The following is a 25,037-nucleotide window of genomic DNA, read 5'->3' as shown; positions in this document are numbered from 1 at the left end:
CCCGCCCGCGCTGACCTGTTTCCTGCGACCGGCGGATCGAGCCGCCGGTCGTTCGCTGGTCGTCCTCGGTCCGCCCGTATCTCCCCGTCAACGGCTCGCGTGGCAGCGTGGGTCCGAGCGAGATCGGCGTACTGATGGATCTTGAAAAGTTGTTGTCCGACCGGCTGGCACCGGCGTTCGCGGCGGTGGCCGGCAGCCCGGTCGACCCGCTGGTGCGGCGGTCTCCACGTGCGGACTTCCAGTCCGACGCGGCGCTGGCGCTGGCCCGGCGGCTCGGCCGCCCGCCGCGCGACATCGCCGCGGCGGTGCTGGCGCACGCGGTGCTCGACGACGTCGGCGTGTTGGCGGAGGTCTCCGGGCCTGGCTTCCTCAATCTGACGGTTGCCGACCGGGCCCTGGCCGACCTGGTATCCGGGCTGGCCGGTGACGCCCGGCTCGGCGTGCCGCCGACGGCGACGCCGCAGACCGTGGTGGTCGACTACTCGGCGCCCAACGTGGCGAAGGAGATGCACGTCGGGCACCTCCGCTCCACTGTCATCGGTGATGCTGCGGTGCGGCTGCTGGACTGGCTCGGGCACCGGGTGGTGCGGGTCAACCACCTGGGTGACTGGGGGACACCGTTCGGCATGCTGATCGAGCACCTGATCGACCTCGGTGAGGCCGAAGCCGCGCAGAACCTGTCGATGGGGGACCTGGACACCTTCTACCGGGCGGCCCGGGTGAAGTTCGACGCCGACGAGGCGTTCCAGGAACGGTCGCGGCTGCGGGTGGTCGCGTTGCAGGGCGGTGACGAGCGGACCCGCCGGTTGTGGCGGCTGCTGGTGACGCAGTCCGAGCGGTACTTCCTGACCGTGTACGACCTGCTCGACGTGACGTTGTCCGGTGCCGACTTTCGGGGCGAGAGCGCCTACAACGACCTGCTCGCGGACGTCGTCGACGACCTGGACCAGCTGGGGCTGCTGCTGCCCAGCGGTGGGGCCGAGTGCGTCTTTCCGCCCGGGTTCACCGGCCGGGACGGCGAGCCGTTGCCGCTGATCGTGCGCAAGAGCGACGGTGGGTACGGCTATCCGGCCACCGACCTGGCCGCGCTGCGGCAGCGCGTCGGCGAACTCGGCGCCACCCGGCTGCTGTACGTCGTCGGCCTACCGCAGCGGCAGCACTTCGCGATGGTGTTCGCCGTCGCCGAGGCGGCCGGCTGGCTCTGCCCGCCGGCCCGGGCCGAGCACCTGGGCTTCGGGTCCATCCTCGGCACCGACGGGCGGATGCTGCGCAGCCGGGCCGGTGAGTCGGTGAAGCTGGTCGGGCTGTTGGAGGAGGCGGTCGCCCGTGCCACCGACCTGGCCCGGAGCAGGAACCCGGATCTGGACGCCGGGACCGCCGACGAGATCGGCCGCGCGGTGGGCATCGGCGCCATCAAGTACGCCGACCTGTCCGTCGACCGGACCAAGGACTACGTCCTGGACTGGGAGCGGATGTTGGCGCTGGACGGCAACACCGCGCCCTACCTGCAGTACGCGTACGCCCGGATCCGGTCAGTGCTGCGGCGGGCCGGGACCGCCGTGCGGCCGGACGCCCCCATCGTGGTGGCGCAGCCGGCGGAGCGGGCGCTCGCGGTCGAGCTGCTCGGCTTCGCCGGGGTGGTCGGCGAGCTGGAGCGGAGTCTCGAGTTCCATCAGCTCGCCGGTTACCTGCACCGACTCGCGACAGCGTTCAACGCGTTCTACGAGCGCTGTCCGGTGTTGCGTGCCACGGACCAGCTGCGGGAGAGCCGGCTGCTGCTGGCCGAGCTGACCGCCCGGACCCTGCGGCAGGGGCTGCACCTGCTGGGCATCCGCACAGTGGAGCGGATGTGACGAGCCGGCCTTCCGGCCCGGTCAGCGGGCCCGCTTCGTCGCCCGCTTCCGGGGCGGCGTCAACAGGTCGGCGATCTGCGCGATCGCGGCGGGCACCAGGCGGTAGTACGCCCAGACCCCGCGCTTGTCGCGTTCGAGTAGGCCGGCCTCGGTGAGGATCCGAAGGTGATGACTCACCGTCGGCTGGGAGAGATTGAGCGCCGCGGTGAGGTCACTCACTGACGCCTCACCTTCTGGCGCGGACTGGATCAGGCTGAGCAACCGGAGTCGCGCCGGATCGGCGAAGGCCTTCAGCACCCCCGCTAGCCGCTCGGCATCGGCCCGCTTGATGGGATCGCCGGTGAGCGGCGAGATCGCAGGCATGGCAGTTTTCGCAGTTCCCACGCCTGCCATAGTGACACCAACACCATCAATAAACCGGCAGATCCGGCACCAGCCCTCCGATGGCGTCCGGATGGCGACAGCGGAACCACCGAACGTGAGTCGACCGTCGACGTCCGTGGTGGCACACGGGCCGTGTGGAGCTTCGGGAAGCTCCACACGGCCCTGGGCGTCAGCGGCGAGGTCTGGGTGCGATGCGGGGCAGGACGTACGGCGGCCCTGCGAAGATCAGGTCGGACTTCAACTCCTGGTATGCCCGCTTGGGCTGGTAGTTCTCGTCGTAGATGGTGGCCAGGCCCTCCGGCGGGTCGTCGAACCAGCCCGGCACCCACGAATGGTTGTCACTGAAACCCCAGACCGTGTACGACAGGCAGCTCCGCACGGCGAGGCACGCCTTCATCAGCACGCTGAAGTTCGCGGCCGACGCCTGGAGCCGGGGGTTGATCTCCTCCGAGTTGCCAGCCTGGACGCCTTCCGTCAGCTGGCTGCGGACGTCGACCTCGGTGAACGCGGTCGCCACACCGAGCCCACCGAACTTCTTCAGCGCGGCGGTCACCTGGAGGGTGTCGAAGTTGCCGTACTGGGTGCCCAGGTGACCCTGGGAGCCGACGCCGTCGATCGGGACGCCCTGGGCGCGCAGGCTCTTGGTCATGTCGTACACGAACTGGGTCTTGTCGTCCGCCGGGTTGCCCGAGCCGAACGCCTCGATGTTGTAGTCGTTGTAGAACAGCAGGGCCTTCGGGTCGGCGGCCCGCGCCCAGCGGAACGCGTCGGCGATGTAGCCGGGCCCGAGGTTCTGCGCCCAGAAGCCCTTGTAGTGCAGGGTCGACGGGGTGTCCCACGGGTCGCTGACCGCCTCGTTGACCACGTCCCACTGCCAGATCTTGCCCTTGTAGCGGTTCACGACTGTGGTGATGTGCTTGCGCAGCAGCTCGCGCAACTCCTGCTTGCTGATGGAGCCGTCGGCGACGCCGCTGGTCAACCAGGCGGGCAACTGGTTGTGCCAGACCAGCACGTGACCGCGCACGCTCTGCCGGTTGCGCTTGGCGAAGTCGACGAACTCGTCGGCCGGCGCCCAGTTGTAGGCGCCGCGGGTCGGCTCCAGGCTCTCCCACTTCATCACGTTCTCGGCGGTGACCGAGGCGAACTCGGCGGAGGCCAGTTTGCGGTACTGCGGGTCGCTGGCGTCGTTGAGGGCGTCCATGTTGACCGCAGTGCCGACGTGCAGGCCGTGGCGCAGGCCGAGGGTACCGAGGCTCTGGGTCGTGGGGTCGTACGGCCGACTCGCGGTCGCCGGCACCGTGTTCAGTGTGGCGATGGTCGCGACGGCGACCAGGCCGACGGTCGACCACTGTCTCAACTTCATGTGCCTTCCCTTCCAGACGATCAATAGATAGATGTCGATCTAGGAGGTGAGGGTGCGGTATTGGTCGGGTGGAGACGCGAGCTGGTGGGGTGACGCCGGTAGTTCCGGTCGGAAACCGGAAACTTGCTCGAAACGTTAAGCCGATCTATGTCTGGGCGTCAACGCTGAAAACTTCCGGAAATTCATCACATGACCTGCCCAGCGCCGAGCAGCTGGCGGTCGAAACTTTCGGCGACCGGCGACCGGCGACCGGCGACCGGCGACCGGTTCGCGTGGTGAGGTCATCGCGGCGCACGCCACCAGGCATCGTCGACCCGGTGGCCGACGATGCCTGGTGGCGCTACGGAAGAGTGGTCAGCGCAGACCGGCGAAGAGGTCGTCCTCGGGGGTCGGCGCGCCCGTCCGGTCCTGGACCCGCACGAAGGTCTCCACGCCCATCAACTCGGTGAACCGCTCCTGGCCCAGTTGCAGGAAGAAGATGTTCTCGGTCTGACTGGCGTGCGTGGCCAGCGCGTCGAACTTCTGCGCGCCGTACTTGCTCGTGTCGACCCAGGTGGTGATCTCGTCGTCGGGCAGGCCGAGCTGCGGCCCCGGCTCCGCCGCCGCGTCCGGATCGGCCCACTCGACGCCGAGCTCCTTCATGATCCGGCCGAACTCCGCGAACGCCGTACGCGGCACCGTGGTCCAGTAGACCTTCGCCGGAACGTCCGTCTGCTCGACGGCGGCCATGGTGATCCGATGGGCCTGGATGTGGTCCGGGTGGCCGTAGAAACCGTTCTCGTCGTACGTGACGATCACGTCCGGCTGGTACCGCCGAATCAGCTCGGCGAGCCGGGCCGCCGCCTCCGCCACCGGCGTCGTCCAGAACGCGCCAGGCAGGTCGTTGGTGGGCCAGCCCATCATCCCGGAGTCGGCGTAGCCGAGGGTCTCCAGGTGGGTGACGTTCAGCGTGGCGCAGCTGGCCTCCAGCTCGGCCTGGCGCATCGCCACCACCGCGGCCGGGTCGTGCCCCTCATCGCCCGGCTTGACCCCACCGGGGCCGTCCCCACATCGCCCGTCGGTGCAGGTCACGAGCACTGTGGTGACCCCCTCGGCGGCATAGCGGGCAAGCACGCCGCCGGTGCTCGTCGCCTCGTCGTCGGGGTGGGCGTGCACCGCCATCAGGGTCAGAGGTCGCTCAGCCATGCCATCACCCTACGGTCATCCCGCTACGGCCCCACAACCTCCACCGGGAACGAGGCGGTCCTCGTCACACCGACCACCGAGTACGACACATTGATGGTCTGCACACCTGCGGTGGTGGGGTCGTACCCCGAGACCGTGTACCCGCCGTGGCCGTGCGCCAGTACCTCGTCCCGCAGCCCGTCGGTGTAGTCGGCCGTGACCACGAGACCCGTGCGGTCGAGGGGCTCGCCGACGGCGTACGTGGTCCTGGTCCGTGGGATCCGCACCGCGACGCTCGTCAGGTCGGCGCCCCGCAGCGCGGCATGTTCCGCCTGGGTGAGGGCGAAGACGGTCCCGTGGCGCAGCACGCCGTTCGCCAGGTCGTATGCGGGCTTCCGACTCCAGTCGATCGGCGTCCAGTCGCCCGACGCGAGGTCCGCGCTCCAGTACGGGTGCAACTGTTCCTCCAGGGGCTCACCGGAGGGCGACCCGGCCCAGATCTGGTCGGCCCAGAGGTAGTAGCCCGGTCCGCGTACGTCACCGGGGTTCGCCTTGACCACCATCGGCGCTTCGGCGTAGGTGGTGTTCATCGTCCGGTGGGTGATGCAGCTCGCCACCAGCGCCCAGTCGTCCGGCGGAGCGAGGATGGCGGTCGACCGCTCCTGATAGATGTCCTGCGAGCCGCACCCGGGGACGTACGGTGTGACCCCGACGCCGGTGGCCGTCCGGTCGCAGACGAAGCGGTGGTACGACCCGTCCGTGTCGTCTCGGATGATCACCGCGTCCAGCGTCCCGTGGTGCGGCCGGCCGCACATCACCTGCGCTGGAGTGAATGTGACGAAGTCCCGCGTGGTGCTGTAGAGGGTCTGGTTCCGGGTGAGCGGGAAGCGGCCACGCGGATCGGTGCGATCCGGTGTGTAGTACGTGCCGGAGGCGTACACCGACGAGGTCCAGTAGACGACGTAGGCGCCGATCGACTCGTCCCAGATGGCCTCCGGGGCGAACGCCATGCCTGCCTCTTCCGGGGCCACCAGCACGTGTCGCTGCTCGGACCAGGTCCGCAGGTCGATGGACTCCCACACCTCGATGTGCCGGCTCGCGCCGCTCTGCGCCCAGTCCCAGCCACGCCACCCGTACGCCCGGCCGTCGACGTTCAGATCCGTGGCGACGAGGTAGAACCTGTCCCCCTCCGGGGAGCGGACGATGGACGGGTCGCGGAGGGCGTGCATGCCAGTGCGGGACCGGAGCACCGCCTGCCCGTCGTTGACGGCGGCCCAACTGGTCGGATCGTTTCCGATGCTCGCGGCACTGTAGAGCTGTTGCCCCCGGTGGCTGTTGGATCGGGCGAAGTTGACCATGCCGTAGCGCGAGAACGGGGCGAGTGCGGCCCCGGGGCGTTGCTCGGTCTGTGTCACCCGATCACCTTCCGCCGCCACTGGACTCGCCGGAGCTGGCATTTTACCCAGCTCGGCATCCGTCGAGCGGTCCTTGTGCGAACGGTGCTCAGGCTCCGGGCAGGTCGTTAGATTCGGGCGTGATCGGCACATCCGAGCAGGTCCGGACGCGGGGAGAAGTCGATGGCAAGGGCCGCTGGCGGGTTCACCGACCTGCGACAGGTCGAGGCCGGTGTGCTGAACGTCGGATACGTGGACGCCGGGCCGCCCGACGGGGACGCGGTGATCCTCCTGCACGGGTGGCCCTACGACATCCACAGCTTCGCCGACGTCGTGCCGTTGCTCACCGCCGCCGGCCAGCGGGTCGTCGTCCCGTACCTGCGGGGCTACGGCACGACCCGGTTCCTCTCCGACGACACCATGCGAAACGGCGAACCGGCGGCGATGGGGCTCGACCTCATCGCTCTGCTGGACGCCCTGGACATCGACACCGCGAAGCTCGCCGGGTTCGACTGGGGCGCGCGGACCGCCGATGTCGTCGCCGCGCTGTGGCCCGAACGCTGCCGAGGTCTGGTCTCCGTGAGCGGTTACCTGATCGACGGGCAGAAGTCGGGCACGGTCCCGTTGCCGCCGAAGGCGGAGTTCGCGTGGTGGTACCAGTACTACTTCGCCACCGAGCGCGGTCGGGAAGGGTACGACAAGAACCGGCGCGACTTCGCGAAGCTGATCTGGCACACCGCGTCGCCCAGATGGACGTTCGACGACGCGACGTTCGACCGCAGCGCGGCGGCGTTCGACAACCCCGACCACGTCGACATCGTCATCCACAACTACCGCTGGCGGCTGGCTCTCGCCGACGGCGAGCCGCAGTACGCGCAGATCGAGGAGCGCCTGGCCGCTAAGCCGAAAATCACGGTGCCCAGCATCTCCCTGGAGGGGGACGCCAACGGTGCGCCGCACCTGGAGCCCACCGTCTACGGCAAGCAGTTCACCGGCCCGTACGAGCACCGGACCGTCGGGGGCGGTGTCGGGCACAACCTGCCGCAGGAGGCGCCGCAGGCATTCGCGGACGCGGTGCTGCAGGTCTGAGTCGCTGGACTGCCGGTCACCGGTGCGTCGGACGTTCCACCCGCACCGGATCGCCGCGAACCAGCTCGTCGTGGATGCGCCACCGGGCGGTGGTGACGGCACGCCGCGCCGCCACGTCGCCCTGCTCGATGCGCTGGCGCAGCAGGTCCAGGGCGATCCGGCGGTTGAGGCTGAACTGCCGCTCCTCGTCGACCACGACCACCAGGCCCGAGGGGCGGTGCGTCGCGCGTACCGCCGTGCTGGCCTTGTTCCGGTGCTGACCACCCGGCCCGCCGGTGCGGCAGGCGACGATGTCGATGTCCACCTCGCGGAACGTCGTCGGCCGAGCGTCGCGTTCGGGCGGCTGGGCGGTGACGTACCAGTTCTTCCGGCCGATGCCCGACCGGTACGGGCTCGGGGCCTGCCAGCACAGCGTCCCGGTCCACGAGGCCGCGAACGCCTCGGCGTCGACGCCGGAGATCCGGATCAGCACCGACCGGTAGGTGCCGGCGCGGTCACCGGGAACCGCCTCAACCTGCTGGATCGTCAGACCTCGGCGGACGCCCTCGCCCCGCAGGCGGTGCAGCAGTTGACTCAGTGCCCAGGCGCACTCCTGGGGCCCACGCCCGGCCGACAACAGCAGGAACGCGCTCACGAGCGGCCTCGCCGGCCGCGGTGGCCCCGCCGGTCCGGCCGGGCGGCGGAACCGAGGTCGGGCGTCTTGTAGGTGACCACTGGCGTCGTGCTGACCACCGGGGTGGCCAGCCGATGTTCGACCAGGTCGGCGATCACCTGCTCGATGCGCTTGTACGCCGTGGGCGCCTCCTCGAAGAGCAACTGTCGGTCACCGCACACCACCAGCGAACCCACCGGGGTACGGCGTAGCTCCTCGACCGTGTGTTTGGCCCGGCTCCGCCGCAGGGCGTCGGCGCGCGACATCTTGCGGCCAGCGCCGTGGGCCACCGAATGGTTGGCCTCCGGCCCGGCGTGCGCGGCCACCAGGTAGGACGCCGTTCCCCGGGTACCGGCGATCAGGACATCGCGCCCGTCACCCGGTGCCGCGCCCTTGCGGTGCAGGTAGACCCCGTCCCGGACCTCGACCAGGTTGTGGCACTGGTCGACGATCGGCGCGGTGGGCTCGGCCCCCAACGCGTGCGCCACCCGGGCGGCCAGCACCCGGCGGTTGAGCGATCCCCAGCGCACGGCGTCGTCGTGCATGCCCAGGTAGGCGGCGGGGTCGGGCGCCGCCCCGGCGCCGTGGACCTCGGTGTGCGCCCGCAGGATCCGCTCGCCCAGACCACGGGAACCGCTGTGCACGATCAGCACGAGATCGCCCGCGTCGAGCCCGAGCCGGCCCGCGTGCCGTACGTCGAAGACGGTGTCGACGCGGGCCAGCTCCACGAAGTGGTTGCCCCGGCCCACCGTCCCGAGACCGTCGAGGTGACCGGCCGGAACGGCACAGTCGACGGCGGCCCAGGCGGGGTCGTCGGCGTCGCGTACCGGGTCGAGCGCCTGGTCGAGGTCGGGGAACCGGGCGGCGAGCCGTTCCGGTACGGCCCGCTTGAGCTTGATGGGAAACACGGCGATGCCGCAGCCGATGTCGGAACCCACCAGGAACGGGTACAGCACTGTCGACGCCATGGCCGCGCCGATGGGCGCGCCCTTGCCGGGATGCAGGTCCGGCATCGCGGCGACGTGCCGCATGCCGTCCAGGGCGGCGACCTGTTGGCACTGTGTGAGCGCATCGGACTCGATCCAGCTCGCCGGGGAGGCGAACACCGTGACGGTGGCCGGGGCGGACGGGGGCATGGGCTCCCGAGGGAGGTGGTGCTGGGACAAGGGGGCTCATCTCTGGCTGCGAACGTGAAAGCGGACGGCGTCACGGCCCCCGGGAGGCATCACCGGTGGCGCGGAGCAGGGGGTGGAGTCCGTCAGTACGTCATGGACGTCACTCTGGCCGAGACGCGCCAGGCACGACAACCGATTTTCCTTCACGACGTACGCTGCCGCGATGAGCGCACCGCGTCGCATCCTGGTCTACGGGGTGTACGGCTCCGGCAAGTCCACCCTCGCTGCGCGGTTGGCCGAACACCTCGGAGTGCCCTGGTATCCGGTGGACGATCTGCTCTGGCGACCGGGCTGGGTCGAGGTGCCGGTCGCCCAGCAACGCAGCCGGATCGAGGAGGTCTGCCGACGGGACCGCTGGATCATCGACGGGGCGTACCACGGCTGGCGGGACGTTCCGATGGCCCGCGCCGACCTTGTCGTCGGCCTGGACTATCCACGATGGCGTTCGTTCGGGCGGTTGCTTCGCCGCACCGTCCGCCGGGTGATCACCGGCGAGGTGATCTGCAACGGCAACCGCGAGTCGCTGAGCAGTGTGCTGTCCCCGGACTCGATCCTGGTGTGGCACGTCACCGCGTTCGGCCGGGCCCGACGGCGGATGCGGGCCTGGCAGGCCGATCCGTCCGCGCCGCCAGTGGTGTTACTGCGCTCCCCAGCGGAGCTGGACGTCTGGCTGGCCGGGCTGCCCCGCCGCTGATGCCGCGCGAACACTGCGCCGAGCGAGGCTGGCAGCGCGCAGTTCGCACAGACCTACGTGGTGCGCCTCGGTGACCCCCGGCGCCAGATTCTGCTCCACCTGTCCCACGAGCGGGAGGACGAAGCCATGCGCGAGCTGGGGCTTGTCGACTGACCGTCCATGGCGAACGCGTCGTGCGCCCGCACCCCGGGGGGGCGGGCCGACGACTTGACGTGGCCCGGCCGGGATCACACCGGCCGGGCCACCGATCAGGACTCCAGGCGTCGACGCCGGGCCAGGAAGAACGCGACAGCGCCCAGCACGACCATCACACCTCCGACGCCGGTCATGGCCGGGACCGTACCGCTGCCGGTTACCGGCAGGATGGGGTGCTTGCCGCCGCCACCAGGTCGACCGGGTGCGCCAGGGCTGCCGGGTGCACCGGGGCTGCCAGGTGCACCGGGTGCTCCGGGAGGTCCGGACGGACCGGGTGCGCCGGGGCTACCCGGTGCTCCGGGGGCTCCCGGGCTACCTGGTGCGCCAGGTGCTCCCGGGCTACCCGGTGCTCCTGGACTGCCGGGTGCTCCCGGGCTACCCGGTGCTCCTGGACTGCCGGGTGCGCCGGGGCTGCCGGGTGGACCGGACGGGCCGGGCGGACCGGTGGGCCCGGGCGGGCCGGTCGGTCCGGGTGGTCCCGTCGGCCCGGCGCAGTTAGGTGCGGTGATGACGTTGGTGTCGAGGGTGACGGCCTCGGTGCGCGCCAGCGCGCGGCCCTGGAGGGTCGCGCCCGTGGCCATCGTGATCGCGGCCTGGGCCATGATGGTGCCCACGAAGGTGGTGCCGGTACCGATCGTCGCCGAGCTGCCGATCTTCCAGAAGACGTTGCAGGCCGAAGCACCGTTGATCAGGACGACGCTGCTGTTCGACGCCGTTGTCAGCGAGGAGTCGACCTGGAAGATGAACACGGCCGACGGGTCGCCCTGGCCGTTGAGCGTCAACGGTCCGGTCAGTTGGGCGGCCCCGATCCGGTAGACCCCTTCGTTGAGCGTGTTGCCACCCAGCTCCGCCGGGAGGATGGTGAACGGGGTCCGGCCGGCGGCGTCGTTGAAGGCGATGGTCAGGTCGCTCTGAGCTTGGAGCGCGACCGCGTCGCCGAGGTGGATCTCGCCGCCGATGGTTGCCGTTTCGAAGCCGGACGCGGTGTTTCCGGGGAAGCGCCCGAGGCTCTGGGCCAGGAAGCTGGGGCCGGTGTTTGTGGGCTCCGCTCCGGCCAGGACGGAGAAGTCGGCCGCCGTCCCCAGGTTGACCGGTGCTTCCTGCGCGTTCGCGGCGGTCGAGCTGAAGAGCAGCAGGCTGGCTGCCACTGCGGCGGCTGCGCCAGCCGCGAGCGACGGCAGGACAACTCGCCGCCGTAGCCAATTCTTGGGTTTAGCTGTCACAGAACACCCTCCGTGGGTACTACTCGCAGGAGACGGCCAGCGAGTGGCGTCCTGCGTGATACGGCCTGTAAGGCGCCGATGAGCGCGCTGACCACCACATCACGTCAGGTGTTCAAATGAGAGCAGAATGGGACAATAGCCGGATGGTAACTATCTGAACTGGATCGACCTTCGCGTTCTTGTTCGCCGCTTCCGCGACGGGCGGGTGGGGCGGTGAAGCGGTCGAGCTGATCTCGGCCTATCGCCGGACCGTCGGGACCGGCCTGACCGCGCGGCCGAGGACGCAGGGGGAGGAGGGGCTGTTGCTGGTGGCCGGGAAACGGAACCTGCGCAGCTGCTCCACTTCGAAGCCGGCCGCCCCGATGGCGGCGACGGTGTCGCGGTTGGTGTGGCAGCCGGCGAACAGCTTCGGCCACAGTGTGGCGTCGAGAAGTCGTTGGGCGCGGTGCAGGCCGGTGGTCTCCTCGGCGGCCACGTGCTCGAAGAACCGCACCTGGCCCCCGGGGCGCAGCGCCCGGCTGATCTCGGCCAACGCGCTCACCTGATCGGGCACTGTGCACAACACCAACGCGACCACCGCCGCGTCGAATTCGCCGTCCCCGGCGGGCAGCGCCTCGGCCAGACCGTCGACGACAGTGACCGGAACCGGCGCGGCCGCCGCGGCGCGCTCGGCAGCGGCACGCAGACGCCGCTCCGGTTCGACAGCGAGGACCTCTGTCACCCCCGGCGGGTAGTGGGCGAACATTCGCCCGTTGCCCGCGCCGATCTCGATCACCCGCCCGGAGAGGCCGGCGACCAGGTCGCGGCGGAACGCCGCCGTGCCGGCGCGGTCCATGGCGACGCTGAGCCGCTCGTAGACCCGAGCGAACACCGGGTGGGACACCGTGGCCACGTCGACCTCCTGATCTCCGTCGAACTGTTCTCTGGCGATTGTCCTGCATCCGCGCACGCTTTCCGTCTTACTGGTTGGCAGCACGATTCAACCCAGTGCAGACAGGACGTGGTGCGACCATGAAGATCGTCGTCATCGGGGGCAGCGGCCTCATCGGCTCCAAGCTCGTGGACCGCCTCGGCGCCCAGGGCCACGAGGCGGTGCCGGCATCGCCGAAGACCGGCGTGAACACCCTGACCGGTGAGGGAGTGGCCGGTGCGCTCACCGACGCCGAGGTCGTCGTCGACGTGTCGAACTCGCCGTCGTTCGAGGACGCCGCCGTACTGGAGTTCTTCGAGACCTCGACCCGGACGCTCCTCGCCGCCGCGTCGGACGCCGGGGTGAACCACTACGTGGCGCTCTCCATCGTGGGGTGCGACCGGATCCCGGACAGCGGGTACATGCGCGCGAAGGTCGCCCAGGAGAGGCTCATCGTCGCGTCCGGACTCCCGTACTCGGTGGTGCATGCCACCCAGTTCTTCGAGTTCCTCCAGGGCATCATCGACACCGCCACGGACGGCGACACCGTGCACCTCGCACCGGTGCTCATTCAGCCGATGGCCGCGGACGACGTCGCGGCCGCGGTCGCCGAGGTCGTGCTCGGCGCGCCGACGAACTCCGTGGTCGAGGTCGCCGGCCCGGAGCAGTTCCGCCTCGACGAACTGGGCCGATCCCTCCTCGCCGACCAACAGGACCGTCGTTCGGTGGTGGCCGACCCCGACGCCCGGTACTTCGGCGCCAAGCTGGGCGAACGCTCGCTCGTCCCGGCGGACGGTGCCCGCCTCGCCGGCATCGCCCTGGACGACTGGCGTGCCCGGGCGGGCCGGGGACACTGAGCCGGCCTGCTACCCCGGCGTCCCGGGCGGACCGGCCCGCCCACCGAGGCGCTGCACCAACTCCCGTACCGCCTCGGTGAACGGCTCGTCGGACTCGCCCGGCCAGTGCCCGTGGATGGATGGGGCGACGCTGTCCCCGGGGGGTGTCACCACGTCACGGGGGTCACGCTGTCGACGATCCACAGCGGCGGCCGGGTCACCAGTGGTGGCCGGCGCGGGTGCGGGACGCGGCGAGAAGATCCAGCCACCGATCGGGTCCGTGTCGCGCCACAGGTTCACCCAGCGCCAACCCACCCGCCGGCCGATCTCGTGCAGTGCCGCGTCGTCGACGTACGCGGGGAAGAGCCGTGCGTAGAGGCGGCGCAGCGGCGATCCGTGGGTGAGCAGGGCGACCCGGTCACCGACCTGCGGCGGCAGTTGGAGCACCGTGGCGGCGAGCAGAACCGACCCGTGGCTGTGCCCGGTGAGCAGCACCGCGTCGCCGCGCTCGACGAGGTAGGTGATCCGGCGGGCCAGTTCCGGCACCGCCCGCTCGGAGTAGCAGGGCGGCGCGAACGGGTGGGCGGCCCGGGGCCAGAAGGTGCCGAGGTCCCAGAGGACACCGATGTGGCGGCGGTACGGCTCGGTCCGGTACGCGAAGATGCCGCCGATGATCAGGCCGAGGATGATCGCCGCGATCACCCAGCTACCGAACGCGATGGCGAACGTGATCGCGCCCGCCGGCAATCCGATGTTCCGCTCGAGCACGTCGCTCGGGACCTGCCCGAGCAGGCCGATGGTGGTGGTGGCCGTGCCGATTCCGGCGAGGCAACCGTAGAGCACTGCCAACGGCACCAGCTTCTCGGTGAAGCGAGCCCGGGCTATCGCGTCTCGGATCTGCCGCAGCCGGGGTCCTGCCTCGGCCGGCGGGTCCGGGAAGTCGCGCGCGACTATCGCCGCCGCGGCCCGACGTCGACTCCGGCGGGAGATCAGGATGACGAGGACGGCGATGATCGCGGTGACCAGCACCGCCCGGAAGAAGCCGAAGATCGCCCAGGTGTAGGCGCGGGGTGGGCCGGAGGCGATGCCCGCTCCGGTCGGTACGTCGCGGTCCAGGAAGTCCGCCACCCGGTAGACCAGTTCGGCGGAGTACGCCACCGCCATGCTGATCCCGGTGGCGGCGACAACGAGAGCGCCCAGTCCGAACAGCGGGGTGGCGCCGTGTTCCCGGCTCCGGTGCCAGAGCAGCACCACGCCGAGGGCGGCCAACAGCGTCGTCTGCGCCACGAACAGAGCAGTCAGCGTCGAGTCGTAGCCGGGGAGTTCCCGCTCCTCAGGCCAGGGTTGCGAGCTGGTCGACACGTGTGCCACGACGACCACGGTCAGCACGATGGCAGCGGTCCGGAGGGTGCGGGTGACCCGGTCGAGCCGCTGGTCGCCGGGGGCCCGGTCCATCAGCGGCGGTGTGCAGAGCAGCCCCACGCAGCCCGTCAGGACCACCCCCGTGATCGCCGTCAGCGCGATCGTGGCCGGCGAGGCGTCACCGGCGCCCCGGGCCAGCAGCAGGACGAGATCCAGCGTCGCGAAGGCCGCGGCGACGTGGATGGCGCGCAACCGGCCCACCAGCGGCTCGGCGTCCCACTGACCGACAGTGCCGAGCCGAGACGTGGAGCTGCCCTGATCGGGTGCCCGGAACGCCTCGAAGGTCCGCCCGGGACGGCAGCTGACCCGCCAGATCAGGCCGATCGCGGCGGCCGGGACCAGCGCGAGCACCGCCAGCCGCAGTCCGACCGGCCGTCCACCCAACCAGGACAACCAACTGCGTCCGGCCAGGCAGTCCGGCGAGGCCAGGCACTTCCAACCGACGAGGTCCAGGGCGACGCCGGCGATGGCGAGCACGTACAACACGGTGAGGGTGAGCGCCAGCAGCCGGCACAGGGACTTGACCGTCGCCTCGGAACTCGGGTTCGCCGGGCGCATCCAGATCGCGACGTTGACAAGCATGAAGGGGAGCAGGAAGACCACCGCCAGGGTGCGGGCCACGGTCCCGGACGGCAGGTCACCCCAGCGGTACGCCTCAAGCGTCACCCCGTGCGCGCCGGTGCTGTCGGAGTTTCGGGGGCGCGGCCGGTAGAACCCGCCATTGCGGTCACCGGCGACCTGCCCGATCTGTTGCAGGTTCAGCACCTGTGCGGCGCTCGCGCCGGAGACTCCGTGCACCCGTAGCTCCACGACGTCACCGGAGTCGTCCGGCCCGCTCAACCGCGCTGATCCATCCGATGTCCCCCCGAGGCGTCTCGCAGCCGTTGTCCCGCGACCCACCCGACGTCACGCGCCGGGCAGCCGACCGCGGTGACGGCAGAGCCGGGTCTACCCGATCCGTTCGCCCTCAATCTCGGCCGGCCGGGGCGCTACCGCCCAGGCCGGGCCCGACCGGCGGTCACTGTCGCTTCGGGTACGTCGTTCCGGCCCGCCTTCGCCAGCTCGGTGCGGTAGGCGCGTGGCGACAGGCCGGTGGTGCGCTTGAAGGCCACGCTCAGCGCGCTCTCCGAGCCGTATCCGACGGCCTGGGCGATGGTGGCGACAGTGTCGGAGCTGCGCCGGATGCGGTCGGCCGCGAGTTCGATCCGCCACCCGGTCAGGTACTCCAGTGGGCCCACCCCGACGACCTTCTTGAATCGGGCCGCCAGCGTCGATCGGGAGACGGTGGCCGCCCGGGCGACCTCGTCCACCGTCCACGCGTGCGCGGGTCGCGCGTGCATCGCGCCTAACGCGGGAGCGACCACCGGGTCGGTGAGACCGGCCAGCCACCCGGAGGTGGGCTGTTCGTCGCGGGCGAGGTGCAGCCGCAGGACTCGGATCAGCAGGACCAGCGCCAGGTGCTCGGCGACGAGGTGGGAGCCGAGTCGCGTGGATCGCAGTTCCGCGTCGATCTCGCCGAGGGCCCACTGGACGGTACCGGCCTCCGGGGTGTCGGCGGGCACGTGGATGACCGGCGGCAGGTTGTCGAGCAGGAGGCTGCGCGCCCGTCCGCCCAGGGTGAAGGCACCGCCGATGAGGAACACGTCGTCACCGTCGCCGACCTGCGCCACACCGTCGGTGGCGGCGGCGAAGATCGGGTACGCGGGCTGGACCGGCACGTCGGGGTCGCTGAAGAGGGTGTAGGCCGCCGGTCGGGTCAGCAGGAAGCAGTCGCCCGCACCGAGGTTGATCGGCTCGGCGTGGCCGTCGACCCGCAGCGAGCATCGGCCCCGCCGGACGGCGTTGAACTTGGCCCCGGCCGGTGGGTCGAAACCGACGGCCCAGCGTCCGCCCCCGACCAGGCCGGCGGAGACGTGGCTCGTCGCGCCGAGCAGGGCCAGCACATCCTCCAGCGGATCCACCATCCCCACCTCTTCTGGACGCTCACGAAAGTATGAAGGACTCCAGACTATAGGCAGTCCGATCCGAGCGTTCGTAACCTGGGTTCATGACAGCGAACCCACGCCTCACCACCCCGTTCAACGCCCGTACCACCGCCGCCGAGGTCCTCGACGGTGTCGACCTCACCGGCCGTCGGATGATCGTCACCGGGGGCGCCTCCGGCATCGGTGTGGAGACGGTGCGCGCGCTGGCCGGGGCCGGCGCCGAGGTCACCGTCGCGACCCGGAATCCTCGAGCGGCCGACCGGCTCGCCGAGGAGTTCGCCACCGATGCCACAGTGGGCGCGGTCCGGTCGTCCGCCCTCGATCTCGCCGACCTGGCGTCGGTCGACGCCTTCGTCGCGGCCTGGCAGGGCCCGCTCGACGTGCTGGTGGCCAACGCCGGAATCATGGCGATCCCGACCCGCCAGCTGACCGCCGTGGGCTGGGAACTCCAGCTCGCTACGAACCACCTCGGCCACTTCGCGCTGGTCCGGGGGCTGCAGGACAATCTGCGGGCCGCCGAGGCGGCCCGGGTCGTGATGGTCAGCTCCGGGGCACACCTTGCCGCACCCTTCGACTTCGACGACCCGCAGTTCGAGCGGCGCCCGTACGACCCGTGGTCGGCCTACGGCCAGTCGAAGACCGCTGAGGTCCTGCTCGCGGTCGGCATCACCCGCCAGTGGGCCAGCGACGGGATCACCGCGAACGCCCTCAACCCCGGGTACATCTTCACCAACCTCCAGCGCCACATCGACGACGACACGATGCGGGCGATGGGCGCGATGGACGAGGCGGGCAACCTCATCGAGGCGGAGTACTACAAGAAGCCCGACCAGGGCGCGTCGACCACAGTGCTGCTCGCCGGCTCACCCCTGCTCGACGGTGTCGGCGGCCGGTACTTCGACGACAACCAGGAGGCCGAGGTCGTTCCCGGTGGCCCTGACGCCACCGGCGGGGTCGCCGCCCACGCGTTGGACCCGGCCGCGGCCGACCGGCTCTGGGCGTACGCCGAGAAGGCGCTCGCCTCGCGCTGAGCACGGCCGGGCCGTGCCGGCGAGGATTGATCCGGTCGTGGCGGGGTAGGTGCCGCCATGGTCGCTGCCGGTCGGCGCGGAGCGGACGCGGGCCCGTCGACCGTCGCCCGGTGGTGGGACCGCTTGGTGGCCGCGCTGCGCGACCGGGTCCGTCGGGTACGAACCATCGGCGGCCTCGCCCTACAGGCCGGTCTGGCCGCGGCGCTGTCCTGGCTGGTGGCGCATTCGCTGCTGCACGTGTCGCAGCCGGTATTCGCGCCGATCTCCGCCGTCTCGACGCTCGCCGCGTCCGTCGGCCAGCGGTTGCGTCGCACCGTCGAGCTGATCATCGGTGTCACCGTCGGAGTGCTGATCGGTGACCTGCTCCTCCTGGTGATCGGCACCGGGTGGTGGCAGCTCGCCCTGATCGTCACGCTGGCGATCGTCGTCGCGCTCTTCCTCGCCGGTAGCGCGGCGGTGGTTATCCAGGCCGGGGCGACGGCGGTGCTCATCGCCACGCTCAGCCCGGCCGTCCGGGATCTGGAGATCCCCCGGTTCGTGGACGCGCTCGTCGGGGGAGGGGTGGCGCTACTGGTCACCGCCGTGTTGCTGCCGCTGAACCCGCTGCGGGTGCTCAACCGGGCCGCGCGGCCGGCGTTGGACCTCCTCGCCACCCAGCTCGACGCCACCGCCGAGGCGCTGAACGAGCGGGACGCCGCTCGGGCCCGTACCGCCCGGAGTGAGCTGCGGCAGAGCGCGGGCCGGTTGAAGGCGTTCGTCGAGGCGACCCAGGGCGCCCGGGAGGCGAGCACCCTGTCACCGGTGTACTGGCATCAACGGCACGGGCCGGTGGGCCGCTATGCGCGGGCGGCGGAGCCGATCGACCGGGCGATGCGTAACAGCGGCACCCTGATCCGACGATCGGTGACGCTCATCGAGGACGGCGAGCCGGTGCCGGAGTCGTTGCCGACGGCGGTGGCCGATCTCGCCGAGGCGGTCCGCCTGCTCAAGCGGCAGTTCGCCGCCGGCGCCGAGCCGAACCGGGCCCGGGAGCAGGCGCTACGGGCGGTCCGGACGGCCGGGCACGCCTATCGGGACGGTGTCGGCTTCTCGGGTGCGGTGGTGGTGGCACAGGTCCGGACGACCGTCAGTGACCTCCTGGTCGCCTCCGGGCTGGACCAGGAGGACGCGAATCACCTGGTCAGGAAGCTTTTCGGGGATCTCTGAGAGCCGGGTGACCCCCGGCGGAGCCAGGTGGCGGCACCTTCTTGAGCCATTACTGTTGCACTCTGAGCCAAAGTGGTGCCATGATGGCGTCATGGAGCTGAGGTCATACGTCGAGAACCTGCGTAACGAGTTCGCCGTGGCCGCGGAGGGCGTGGACCCGGAGGCCCGGGCGCTGGCCGAACGACTCTTCGCGCAGTTGGAGGCGGCCACCCGTCTCACGCTGCTCGAAGCGCTGTCCGACGCGGCCGACGAGATCACCCGCGACCTCGCACCGGGATCGGTGCACGTCCGGTTGCGCGGGCGCGAGCCCGACTTCGTGGTGACGCCGGCCAGCCCGCCGGCCGAGGTGGCGACCGAGCCCAGTGGCCCGCCACCGCTGGCGGTGCCGGTGTCCGCCCCCGACGGTGACGAGGGCGGCACCTCGCGGATCAACCTGCGGCTCCCCGACCACCTGAAGGCCAGCGTCGAGGACGCCGCCGGCCGCGCCGGGCTCTCGGTCAACGCCTGGCTGGTGCGCGCCGTCGCCGGTGCCATCGGGGCGGGCGACACCCAGCGTCGTCCACCCCGCCGGGTGGAGCCGACCTCCGGCCAGCACTTCACCGGCTGGGCCCGCTAACTCCCCGTACCCCTTCCACCACCACGCCGCTGACCAGCGGCGACCTCCGCCGACCACAGTTCGGGAGACCACCATGCCTGTTTTCGAGACGCCAGAACCGATTTCCGTCCAGATCGAGCTGCCGATCGGCGATGCCTGGATCGCCGCGAGCGACCGCACCGACACTGTGGTGACGGTGCGGCCCCGCGACCCGTCGAGCAAGGCCGACGTGAGCGCCGCCGAACAGAGCACCGTCGAGTTCGCCGCCGGGCGACTGGTGATCCGGGTGCCGAAGAGCTGGCGCCGCTACGGGTTCGGCCCCGGGCCGTCGGTCGACGTCCAGATCGAGGTGCCGACCGGGTCGCGGGTGTACGCCGAGGCGGCCTGGGCGGCGTTCCGCTGCGAGGGTCGGCTCGGCGAGTGTCGGATCAAGACCGGCAGCGGCATCCGTCTCGACGAGACCGGGCCGTTGGAGATCGACAGCAGCCACGGCGAGGTCGCGGTCGAGCGTGTGCTGGGCTCTGCCCGGGTGAAGGCATCGTCCGGCAAGGTGCGCATCGGTGCGGTCGACGGCACCGCCGAGATCAAGAACTCGTCCGGCGACTGCTGGATCGGCCGCAGCGGTGGCGACGTCCGGATCAACACGGCCTACGGCGACATCACAGTGGACGCCTCGCAGGCATCGGTGACGGCGCGCACCGCCTACGGCAACCTCCGGCTGGGTGAGGTCACCCGCGGCGCGGTCGACGCACAGACCTCCTTCGGCGCGATCGAGGTCGGCATCCGTCGCGGGACCGCCGCCTGGCTCGACGTCAGTTCCAAGCACGGCCGCGTGCACAACGCGTTGGAGTCGACCGACAGCCCGGCGCAGACCGACGAGACGGTCGAGGTCCGGGCGAACACCTCCTACGGCGACATCATGATCCGCCGCGCCTGACCCACCGCCCCGCCGACCACAAATGAGGAGACCATGACCAGCTCCATGAACCCCGCGATCGTCGCCACCGACCTGCGCAAGTCCTACGGCGACAAGGTCGTGCTGAACGGCATCGACCTGATGATCACCGAGGGCACCATCTTCGCGTTGCTCGGTCCGAACGGCGCCGGCAAGACCACCACAGTGCAGATCCTCTCCACCCTGATCGACGCCGACGGCGGTAACGCCCGCGTCTTCGGCCACGACCTGACCCGGGAACCCGACGCGGTACGCGCGCTGATCGGCGTCACCGGTCAGTTCTCCGCCGTCGACAACCTGCTCACCGGTCGGGAGAACCTGACCCTGATGGCCGACCTGTGCCACCTGGACAGGGCCGCCGGTCGGCGGCGGATCGCCGACCTGCTCGACCAGTTCGACCTGACCGACGCGGCGGGCAAGCCGGTGTCCACGTACTCCGGCGGCATGCGCCGCCGGCTCGACCTCGCGATGACCCTGGTCGGCGAGCCCCGCGTCATCTTTTTGGACGAGCCGACCACCGGCCTGGACCCGCGCAGCCGCCGGGCCATGTGGCACATCATCCGCGCACTCGCCGCCGAGGGCGTGACCATCCTGCTCACCACGCAGTACCTGGAGGAGGCCGACCAGCTTGCCGACCGGGTGGCGTTCCTCGACCACGGCCGGCTGATCGCCGAGGGCACGCCGCGCGAGCTCAAGCGGCTCATCCCGGGCGGCCACGTCGTGTTGCAGTTCGCCGACCAGGAGGGTCTCGACTCGGCGGCCCGGACGTTCGAGAGCGCCACCCGGGACGACGCGGCGCTCACCCTCCAGGTGCCGAGTGACGGCGGGGTCGGGTCGCTGCGATCCCTGCTCGACCAGCTCGACCGCGCCTCGATCAGCGTGGCGGGGCTCTCCGTGCACACCCCCGACCTCGACGACGTCTTCCTCACCCTCACCGGTCAGCCCGACACCCGGGCCGGCCGACCCGACCACGAAAGGGCTCCCGCGCGATGAGCACCCTCTCCCTCGCCGTCCGCGACTCGAGCACCATGCTGCGGCGCAACCTGCTGCACATGCGGCGGTACCCGTCGATGACGTTCCTGCTCATCGGCATCCCGATCATCATCCTGCTGCTCTTCGTCTACGTCTTCGGCGGCACGCTCGGCGCCGGTCTCGGCCCGTCCGGCGACCGCTCCCAGTACGCCAACTACGTCACCCCCGGCATCCTGCTCATCACCGTGGTCAGCGCCGCGCAGGGCACCGCCATCTCGGTCGCGATGGACATGACCGAGGGGATCATCGCCCGGTTCCGCACGATGTCGATCTTCCGGCCGTCGGTACTGACGGGTCACGTACTGGGCAGCCTGGTCCAGACCATGCTCAGCCTCGTGGCCGTCATCCTCGTGGCGCTGCTGGTCGGGTTCCGACCCAATGCCAACGCGGTCGAGTGGCTCGCGGCGATCGGCGTCCTCGCCATGATCACCTTCGCGCTGACCTGGCTGTCCGTCGCCCTCGGTCTGGTCAGTGACAGTGTCGAGACGGCCAGCAACCTGCCCATGCCGCTGATCCTCCTGCCGTTCCTCGGCAGCGGGTTCGTCCCCACCGACTCCATGCCGACCGCCGTGCGGTTGTTCGCGGACTACCAGCCCTTCACGCCCGTCATGGAGACCCTTCGCGGCCTGCTCCTGGGTACCGGGATCGGCGCCAACGGGATCATCGCGGTCGTCTGGTGCGCCGTCATCACAGTGGGCTGCTTCCTGTGGGCCAAGGCCCTGTACAACCGCAACCGGACGGCCTGATCCGTACGGCGTGCTCGGTCCCACCAACGCAACGGAGAGCCGGCGGCTCGGCCCACAGGGGTCGGGCCGCCGGCTCGAGGCGTCCTGCGACCGGCGGCGCGAGGTGCGTGCTCAGGCGGTCGGGTCGCCGGCGTGAGGTGCATGATCGGGCGGGCGAGGACGACCGGGCGGCGCGGGCTCGTCAAGACGTTGAATGTTATCGATAACACCGGGTCGTCGTCCGGCTTCGCGCCGGGTGGGTGGCGCTCCGGAGCGCTCAGCCATGAGCCCGCATGGCCGTCGATGGCTGTCGGGCGGATCCGAGCACGCGACCGCGACGCCCCGGGAATGTTATCGCTGCCATCATCGCCGGGGGAACAAGTGGTCGCTATCGGACCGCCATGCCCCGATGTGCGGCGCACTGGACCTGTCGCGCCGCCGGTTGACGGGTCTCCGGACGGCAGTCGTGCCGGACGCCGGCCCCATTCGTCGGATGGCTGCCGCAGTTAAGGGCGGAATCTTGGGATTTGCACCGGTCCGCTATCTACCCTCCCGAGTCGGTCCGCCTTCCGCGTTCCGTTACGGAGCTGTTGCGGGTAGATGTCTTGACGAGCCTGGATGTGAGCGTTAACACTATCCCCGTTAACGGTGGAGGTGAACACATGAACCGTGTGGACGGAGCTGACGACCGCTACGTCGTCGGTGTCGACTACGGCACCCTGTCCGGGCGAGCTCTGGTGGTCCGTGTCGGCGATGGTGCCGAGTTGGGGACCGCGGTGCACGAGTACGGCGATGGCGTGATCAGCGCGGCGCTTCCGGGGGGTCGGACCCTGCCCCCGGACTGGGCCCTGCAGAACCCGCAGGACTACCGCGACGTTCTGCGGTACGCCGTCCCGGCGGCGGTGTCCGCCGCGGGGGTGGACCCGGCGGCGGTGGTCGGCATCGGCATCGACTTCACCGCCTGCACCGTGCTGCCGACGCTCGCCGACGGCACCCCGCTGTGCGAGACACCCGAGCTGCGCGACCGACCGCACGCCTGGGTCAAGCTGTGGAAGCACCACGCCGCGCAGCCGCACGCCGACCGGATCAACGCGCTGGCCCATGAGCGGGCCGAGCCGTGGATCGGCCGGTACGGCGGCAAGATCTCCGCCGAGTGGCAGTACGCCAAGGGCCTGCAGATCCTGGAGGAGGACCCGGAGGTCTACGACCGGGCCGAGCGCTTCATCGAGGCGGCCGACTGGATCGTCTGGCAGCTCTGCGGCACCGAGACGCGCAACGTCTGCACGGCCGGCTACAAGGGCATTCTGCAGGACGGTCACTACCCCTCCGAGGGCTTCCTGACCGCGCTCAACCCCAACTTCGGCGACTTCGTGGCGAAGCTGGACGGCCCGCTGCTGCCCCTCGGGGCCCGGGCCGGCGCGCTCACCGCCCAGGCCGCCGCCTGGACCGGCCTGCCGGCGGGGATCGCGGTGGCCGTCGGCAACGTCGACGCGCACGTCACCGCGGCATCCGCGCAGGCGGTGCAGCCCGGTCGGCTGGTCGCCATCATGGGCACCTCGACCTGCCACGTCGTCAACGGCGCGGAGGTCGCCGAGGTGGCCGGCATGTGCGGTGTGGTGGACGGCGGCATCAGCCCCGGCGCGTGGGGTTACGAGGCCGGGCAGAGCGGTGTCGGCGACATCTTCGGCTGGTTCGTCGAGCACGCCGCTCCGGCCGGCGTCGACTCGCACGAGCGCCTCACCGAGCTGGCCGCGAGTCAGCCCGTCGGCGCGCACGGCCTGATCGCGTTGGACTGGTGGAACGGCAACCGTTCCCTGCTGGTCAACCACGACCTCAGCGGGATGATCGTCGGCATGACCCTGGCCACCCGGCCGGCGGACATCTACCGGGCCCTGCTGGAGTCCACCGCGTACGGCACCCGGATGATCATCGAGGCGTTCGTCGACGCCGGAGTCCCGGTGAACGACCTGGTGATCGCCGGTGGTCTGACCAACAACGCGCTGCTGATGCAGATCTACGCCGACGTGACCAGGCGACCGCTGAACATCATCGCCTCGGCCCAGGGGCCGGCGCTGGGCTCGGCGATCCACGCCGCCGTCGCCGCCGGCGAGTTCCCCTCGATCCACGAGGCGTCGCAGGCGATGGGCCGGGTGCACGAGGCCGTCTACCGTCCGGACCCCGAGCGGGCCCGCGCCTACGACGCCCTCTACGCCGAGTACCGGGCGCTGCACGACCACTTCGGTCGTGGCGGCAACGACGTCATGCTCCGCCTGCGGGCGATCCGCAACGCGGCGGTCGAGACCGCCGCGACTACGCACGAGGTCCCGCTGGAGGTGGTGGCGTGAACGCCGAGGTGACCCGACAGGTCGGCGAGCTGCGCGAGACCGTCGCCCGCCTGCACGCCGAGCTGACCCGGTACAACCTGGTCGCCTGGACGTCCGGCAACGTCTCCGCGCGGGTCCCCGGCCAGGATCTGATGGTGATCAAGCCGAGTGGGGTGAGCTACGACGACCTCACCGCGGCCACGATGGTGGTGTGCGACCTCGACGGCGTTCTCGTCGAGGGCGACTTCGCCCCGTCCAGCGACACCGCCGCCCACGCCTACGTCTACCGGGCCATGCCCGAGGTCGGTGGGGTCGTGCACACGCACAGCTCGTACGCGACCGCCTGGGCCGCGTGTGGGGAGTCGATCCCCTGCCACCTCACGGCCCAGGCTGACGAGTTCGGTGGGGAGATCCCGATCGGCCCGTTCGCGCTGATCGGCGGTGACGACATCGGCAAGGGCATCGTCGCCACGCTCGCCGGGCACCGCTCGCCCGCGGTGCTGATGCGCAACCACGGCGTGTTCACCATCGGCCGCGACGCCCGCGCGGCGGTCAAGGCGGCGGTCATGTGCGAGGACGTGGCCCGCACCGCGCACCTGGCCCACACCCTCGGGCAGCCGGTCCCGATGGCACAGGCCGACATCGACTCGCTCTACGACCGCTACCAGAACGTCTACGGCCAACAACCAGTCGCACCGGCGGGCTCCTGACCCTGCACCGATAACCCGGGACCCGTCGGTCTGCACCACGACGCACCAGCACGCACCACCCGCGTTCGCCGCTCTTTCGCACCTCGGCGGTTGGCGCGGTTACCCACCACATCCAGCCAA

General features: G+C 70.8%; 22 protein-coding genes. 12 read left to right on the top strand and 10 right to left on the bottom strand.

From position 1 onward, the window contains the following. The first annotated feature begins 134 nt into the window (after positions 1–134). Positions 135–1,853, top strand: a complete 1,719-nt coding sequence (argS, locus tag KBX08_RS06085; RefSeq protein WP_210781663.1) for an arginine--tRNA ligase — start codon at positions 135–137, stop codon at positions 1,851–1,853. 21 nt (positions 1,854–1,874) lie between these two features. Here the strand turns inward: argS and KBX08_RS06080 are convergent, their stop codons facing one another. The 4 genes from KBX08_RS06080 to KBX08_RS34620 form a co-directional block, all read right to left on the bottom strand. Next, a complete protein-coding gene (locus tag KBX08_RS06080; RefSeq protein ID WP_112585316.1) occupies positions 1,875–2,216 on the bottom strand; it encodes a helix-turn-helix transcriptional regulator in 342 nt (113 codons plus the stop codon). Positions 2,217–2,406: 190 nt separating this feature from the next. Further along, positions 2,407–3,600 (bottom strand): endo-1,4-beta-xylanase, encoded by a 1,194-nt coding sequence (locus KBX08_RS06075; protein ID WP_210781600.1) that lies wholly within the window; start codon positions 3,598–3,600, stop codon positions 2,407–2,409. Positions 3,601–3,954: 354 nt separating this feature from the next. Continuing rightward, positions 3,955–4,785 (bottom strand): PIG-L family deacetylase, encoded by an 831-nt coding sequence (locus KBX08_RS06070; RefSeq protein WP_210781598.1) that lies wholly within the window; start codon positions 4,783–4,785, stop codon positions 3,955–3,957. Between the two features lie 23 nt (positions 4,786–4,808). Next, complete coding sequence (locus KBX08_RS34620; RefSeq protein ID WP_210781596.1) at positions 4,809–6,179, bottom strand: bacterial Ig-like domain-containing protein; 1,371 nt, start codon at positions 6,177–6,179, stop codon at positions 4,809–4,811. A 162-nt stretch (positions 6,180–6,341) separates the two neighbouring features. Here KBX08_RS34620 and KBX08_RS06060 point away from each other — a divergent pair, with 162 nt between their 5' ends. Beyond that, the gene (locus KBX08_RS06060; protein ID WP_210781594.1) at positions 6,342–7,247 is read left to right on the top strand and encodes an alpha/beta fold hydrolase; all 906 of its coding nucleotides are present in this window, start codon (positions 6,342–6,344) and stop codon (positions 7,245–7,247) included. A gap of 16 nt (positions 7,248–7,263) precedes the next feature. Here the strand turns inward: KBX08_RS06060 and prfH are convergent, their stop codons facing one another. After that, positions 7,264–7,881 (bottom strand): peptide chain release factor H, encoded by a 618-nt coding sequence (prfH, locus tag KBX08_RS06055; RefSeq protein ID WP_210781592.1) that lies wholly within the window; start codon positions 7,879–7,881, stop codon positions 7,264–7,266. Further along, on the bottom strand, positions 7,878–9,035 hold the full coding sequence (locus KBX08_RS06050; protein ID WP_210781590.1) for an RNA ligase RtcB family protein: 1,158 nt from the start codon (positions 9,033–9,035) through the stop codon (positions 7,878–7,880). The genes prfH and KBX08_RS06050 overlap by 4 nt, the downstream gene beginning before the upstream one ends. Before the next feature lie 202 nt (positions 9,036–9,237). Here KBX08_RS06050 and KBX08_RS06045 point away from each other — a divergent pair, with 202 nt between their 5' ends. Continuing rightward, a complete protein-coding gene (locus KBX08_RS06045; RefSeq protein WP_210781588.1) occupies positions 9,238–9,768 on the top strand; it encodes an adenylate kinase in 531 nt (176 codons plus the stop codon). A gap of 248 nt (positions 9,769–10,016) precedes the next feature. Here the strand turns inward: KBX08_RS06045 and KBX08_RS06040 are convergent, their stop codons facing one another. Then, the gene (locus KBX08_RS06040) at positions 10,017–11,111 is read right to left on the bottom strand and encodes an ice-binding family protein (RefSeq protein ID WP_238689582.1); all 1,095 of its coding nucleotides are present in this window, start codon (positions 11,109–11,111) and stop codon (positions 10,017–10,019) included. Between the two features lie 313 nt (positions 11,112–11,424). Continuing rightward, positions 11,425–12,078: a class I SAM-dependent methyltransferase gene (locus KBX08_RS06035; RefSeq protein WP_238689583.1), complete on the bottom strand. Its 654-nt coding sequence runs from the start codon at positions 12,076–12,078 to the stop codon at positions 11,425–11,427. Positions 12,079–12,197: 119 nt separating this feature from the next. Here KBX08_RS06035 and KBX08_RS06030 point away from each other — a divergent pair, with 119 nt between their 5' ends. Continuing rightward, positions 12,198–12,953, top strand: a complete 756-nt coding sequence (locus KBX08_RS06030) for an SDR family oxidoreductase (RefSeq protein ID WP_210781584.1) — start codon at positions 12,198–12,200, stop codon at positions 12,951–12,953. Between the two features lie 9 nt (positions 12,954–12,962). Here the strand turns inward: KBX08_RS06030 and KBX08_RS06025 are convergent, their stop codons facing one another. Both KBX08_RS06025 and KBX08_RS06020 read right to left on the bottom strand, forming a co-directional pair. Next, the gene (locus KBX08_RS06025) at positions 12,963–15,194 is read right to left on the bottom strand and encodes a hypothetical protein (protein ID WP_210781582.1); all 2,232 of its coding nucleotides are present in this window, start codon (positions 15,192–15,194) and stop codon (positions 12,963–12,965) included. A gap of 149 nt (positions 15,195–15,343) precedes the next feature. Beyond that, positions 15,344–16,318, bottom strand: coding sequence for an AraC family transcriptional regulator (locus KBX08_RS06020; RefSeq protein WP_374101929.1), 975 nt, complete (start codon positions 16,316–16,318; stop codon positions 15,344–15,346). A gap of 83 nt (positions 16,319–16,401) precedes the next feature. Here KBX08_RS06020 and KBX08_RS06015 point away from each other — a divergent pair, with 83 nt between their 5' ends. From KBX08_RS06015 to KBX08_RS05980, 8 genes are all read left to right on the top strand, one after another. Further along, positions 16,402–17,370, top strand: coding sequence for an SDR family NAD(P)-dependent oxidoreductase (locus KBX08_RS06015; RefSeq protein ID WP_210781580.1), 969 nt, complete (start codon positions 16,402–16,404; stop codon positions 17,368–17,370). A gap of 57 nt (positions 17,371–17,427) precedes the next feature. After that, a complete protein-coding gene (locus KBX08_RS06010) occupies positions 17,428–18,576 on the top strand; it encodes an FUSC family protein (protein WP_210781579.1) in 1,149 nt (382 codons plus the stop codon). 91 nt (positions 18,577–18,667) lie between these two features. Further along, positions 18,668–19,192, top strand: a complete 525-nt coding sequence (locus KBX08_RS06005; protein WP_210781577.1) for a hypothetical protein — start codon at positions 18,668–18,670, stop codon at positions 19,190–19,192. A gap of 73 nt (positions 19,193–19,265) precedes the next feature. Next, positions 19,266–20,108: a DUF4097 family beta strand repeat-containing protein gene (locus KBX08_RS06000; protein WP_210781575.1), complete on the top strand. Its 843-nt coding sequence runs from the start codon at positions 19,266–19,268 to the stop codon at positions 20,106–20,108. Between the two features lie 33 nt (positions 20,109–20,141). Continuing rightward, positions 20,142–21,119, top strand: coding sequence for an ATP-binding cassette domain-containing protein (locus KBX08_RS05995; protein ID WP_210781573.1), 978 nt, complete (start codon positions 20,142–20,144; stop codon positions 21,117–21,119). After that, positions 21,116–21,904 (top strand): ABC transporter permease, encoded by a 789-nt coding sequence (locus KBX08_RS05990; protein WP_210781571.1) that lies wholly within the window; start codon positions 21,116–21,118, stop codon positions 21,902–21,904. The genes KBX08_RS05995 and KBX08_RS05990 overlap by 4 nt, the downstream gene beginning before the upstream one ends. A 641-nt stretch (positions 21,905–22,545) precedes the next feature. Beyond that, positions 22,546–24,228: a ribulokinase gene (gene araB / locus KBX08_RS05985; RefSeq protein WP_210781569.1), complete on the top strand. Its 1,683-nt coding sequence runs from the start codon at positions 22,546–22,548 to the stop codon at positions 24,226–24,228. Continuing rightward, positions 24,225–24,917 (top strand): L-ribulose-5-phosphate 4-epimerase, encoded by a 693-nt coding sequence (locus KBX08_RS05980; RefSeq protein WP_210781567.1) that lies wholly within the window; start codon positions 24,225–24,227, stop codon positions 24,915–24,917. The genes araB and KBX08_RS05980 overlap by 4 nt, the downstream gene beginning before the upstream one ends. Positions 24,918–25,037 lie beyond the last annotated feature (120 nt).

Source organism: Micromonospora sp. H61, assembly GCF_018070325.1.
Lineage (GTDB): Bacteria > Actinomycetota > Actinomycetes > Mycobacteriales > Micromonosporaceae > Micromonospora > Micromonospora salmantinae.
The sequence above is the reverse complement of the archived record's forward strand: the minus strand, read 5'-3'. Positions and strand labels throughout refer to the sequence as shown.

What these genes read in the sequence shown, in the direction of transcription:
- KBX08_RS06060 (WP_210781594.1), top strand. Translation starts at nt 6,342, where the DNA reads ATGGCAAGGGCCGCTGGCGGGTTCACCGACCTGCGACAGGTCGAGGCC.
- KBX08_RS06075 (WP_210781600.1), bottom strand. Translation starts at nt 3,600, where the DNA reads ATGAAGTTGAGACAGTGGTCGACCGTCGGCCTGGTCGCCGTCGCGACC.
- KBX08_RS06050 (WP_210781590.1), bottom strand. Translation starts at nt 9,035, where the DNA reads ATGCCCCCGTCCGCCCCGGCCACCGTCACGGTGTTCGCCTCCCCGGCG.
- KBX08_RS06005 (WP_210781577.1), top strand. Translation starts at nt 18,668, where the DNA reads ATGGAGCTGAGGTCATACGTCGAGAACCTGCGTAACGAGTTCGCCGTG.
- KBX08_RS06015 (WP_210781580.1), top strand. Translation starts at nt 16,402, where the DNA reads ATGACAGCGAACCCACGCCTCACCACCCCGTTCAACGCCCGTACCACC.
- argS (WP_210781663.1), top strand. Translation starts at nt 135, where the DNA reads ATGGATCTTGAAAAGTTGTTGTCCGACCGGCTGGCACCGGCGTTCGCG.
- KBX08_RS05990 (WP_210781571.1), top strand. Translation starts at nt 21,116, where the DNA reads ATGAGCACCCTCTCCCTCGCCGTCCGCGACTCGAGCACCATGCTGCGG.
- KBX08_RS06080 (WP_112585316.1), bottom strand. Translation starts at nt 2,216, where the DNA reads ATGCCTGCGATCTCGCCGCTCACCGGCGATCCCATCAAGCGGGCCGAT.
- KBX08_RS06030 (WP_210781584.1), top strand. Translation starts at nt 12,198, where the DNA reads ATGAAGATCGTCGTCATCGGGGGCAGCGGCCTCATCGGCTCCAAGCTC.
- araB (WP_210781569.1), top strand. Translation starts at nt 22,546, where the DNA reads ATGAACCGTGTGGACGGAGCTGACGACCGCTACGTCGTCGGTGTCGAC.
- KBX08_RS05995 (WP_210781573.1), top strand. Translation starts at nt 20,142, where the DNA reads ATGACCAGCTCCATGAACCCCGCGATCGTCGCCACCGACCTGCGCAAG.
- KBX08_RS06045 (WP_210781588.1), top strand. Translation starts at nt 9,238, where the DNA reads ATGAGCGCACCGCGTCGCATCCTGGTCTACGGGGTGTACGGCTCCGGC.
- KBX08_RS06020 (WP_374101929.1), bottom strand. Translation starts at nt 16,318, where the DNA reads ATGGTGGATCCGCTGGAGGATGTGCTGGCCCTGCTCGGCGCGACGAGC.
- KBX08_RS06070 (WP_210781598.1), bottom strand. Translation starts at nt 4,785, where the DNA reads ATGGCTGAGCGACCTCTGACCCTGATGGCGGTGCACGCCCACCCCGAC.
- KBX08_RS06010 (WP_210781579.1), top strand. Translation starts at nt 17,428, where the DNA reads ATGGTCGCTGCCGGTCGGCGCGGAGCGGACGCGGGCCCGTCGACCGTC.
- KBX08_RS06000 (WP_210781575.1), top strand. Translation starts at nt 19,266, where the DNA reads ATGCCTGTTTTCGAGACGCCAGAACCGATTTCCGTCCAGATCGAGCTG.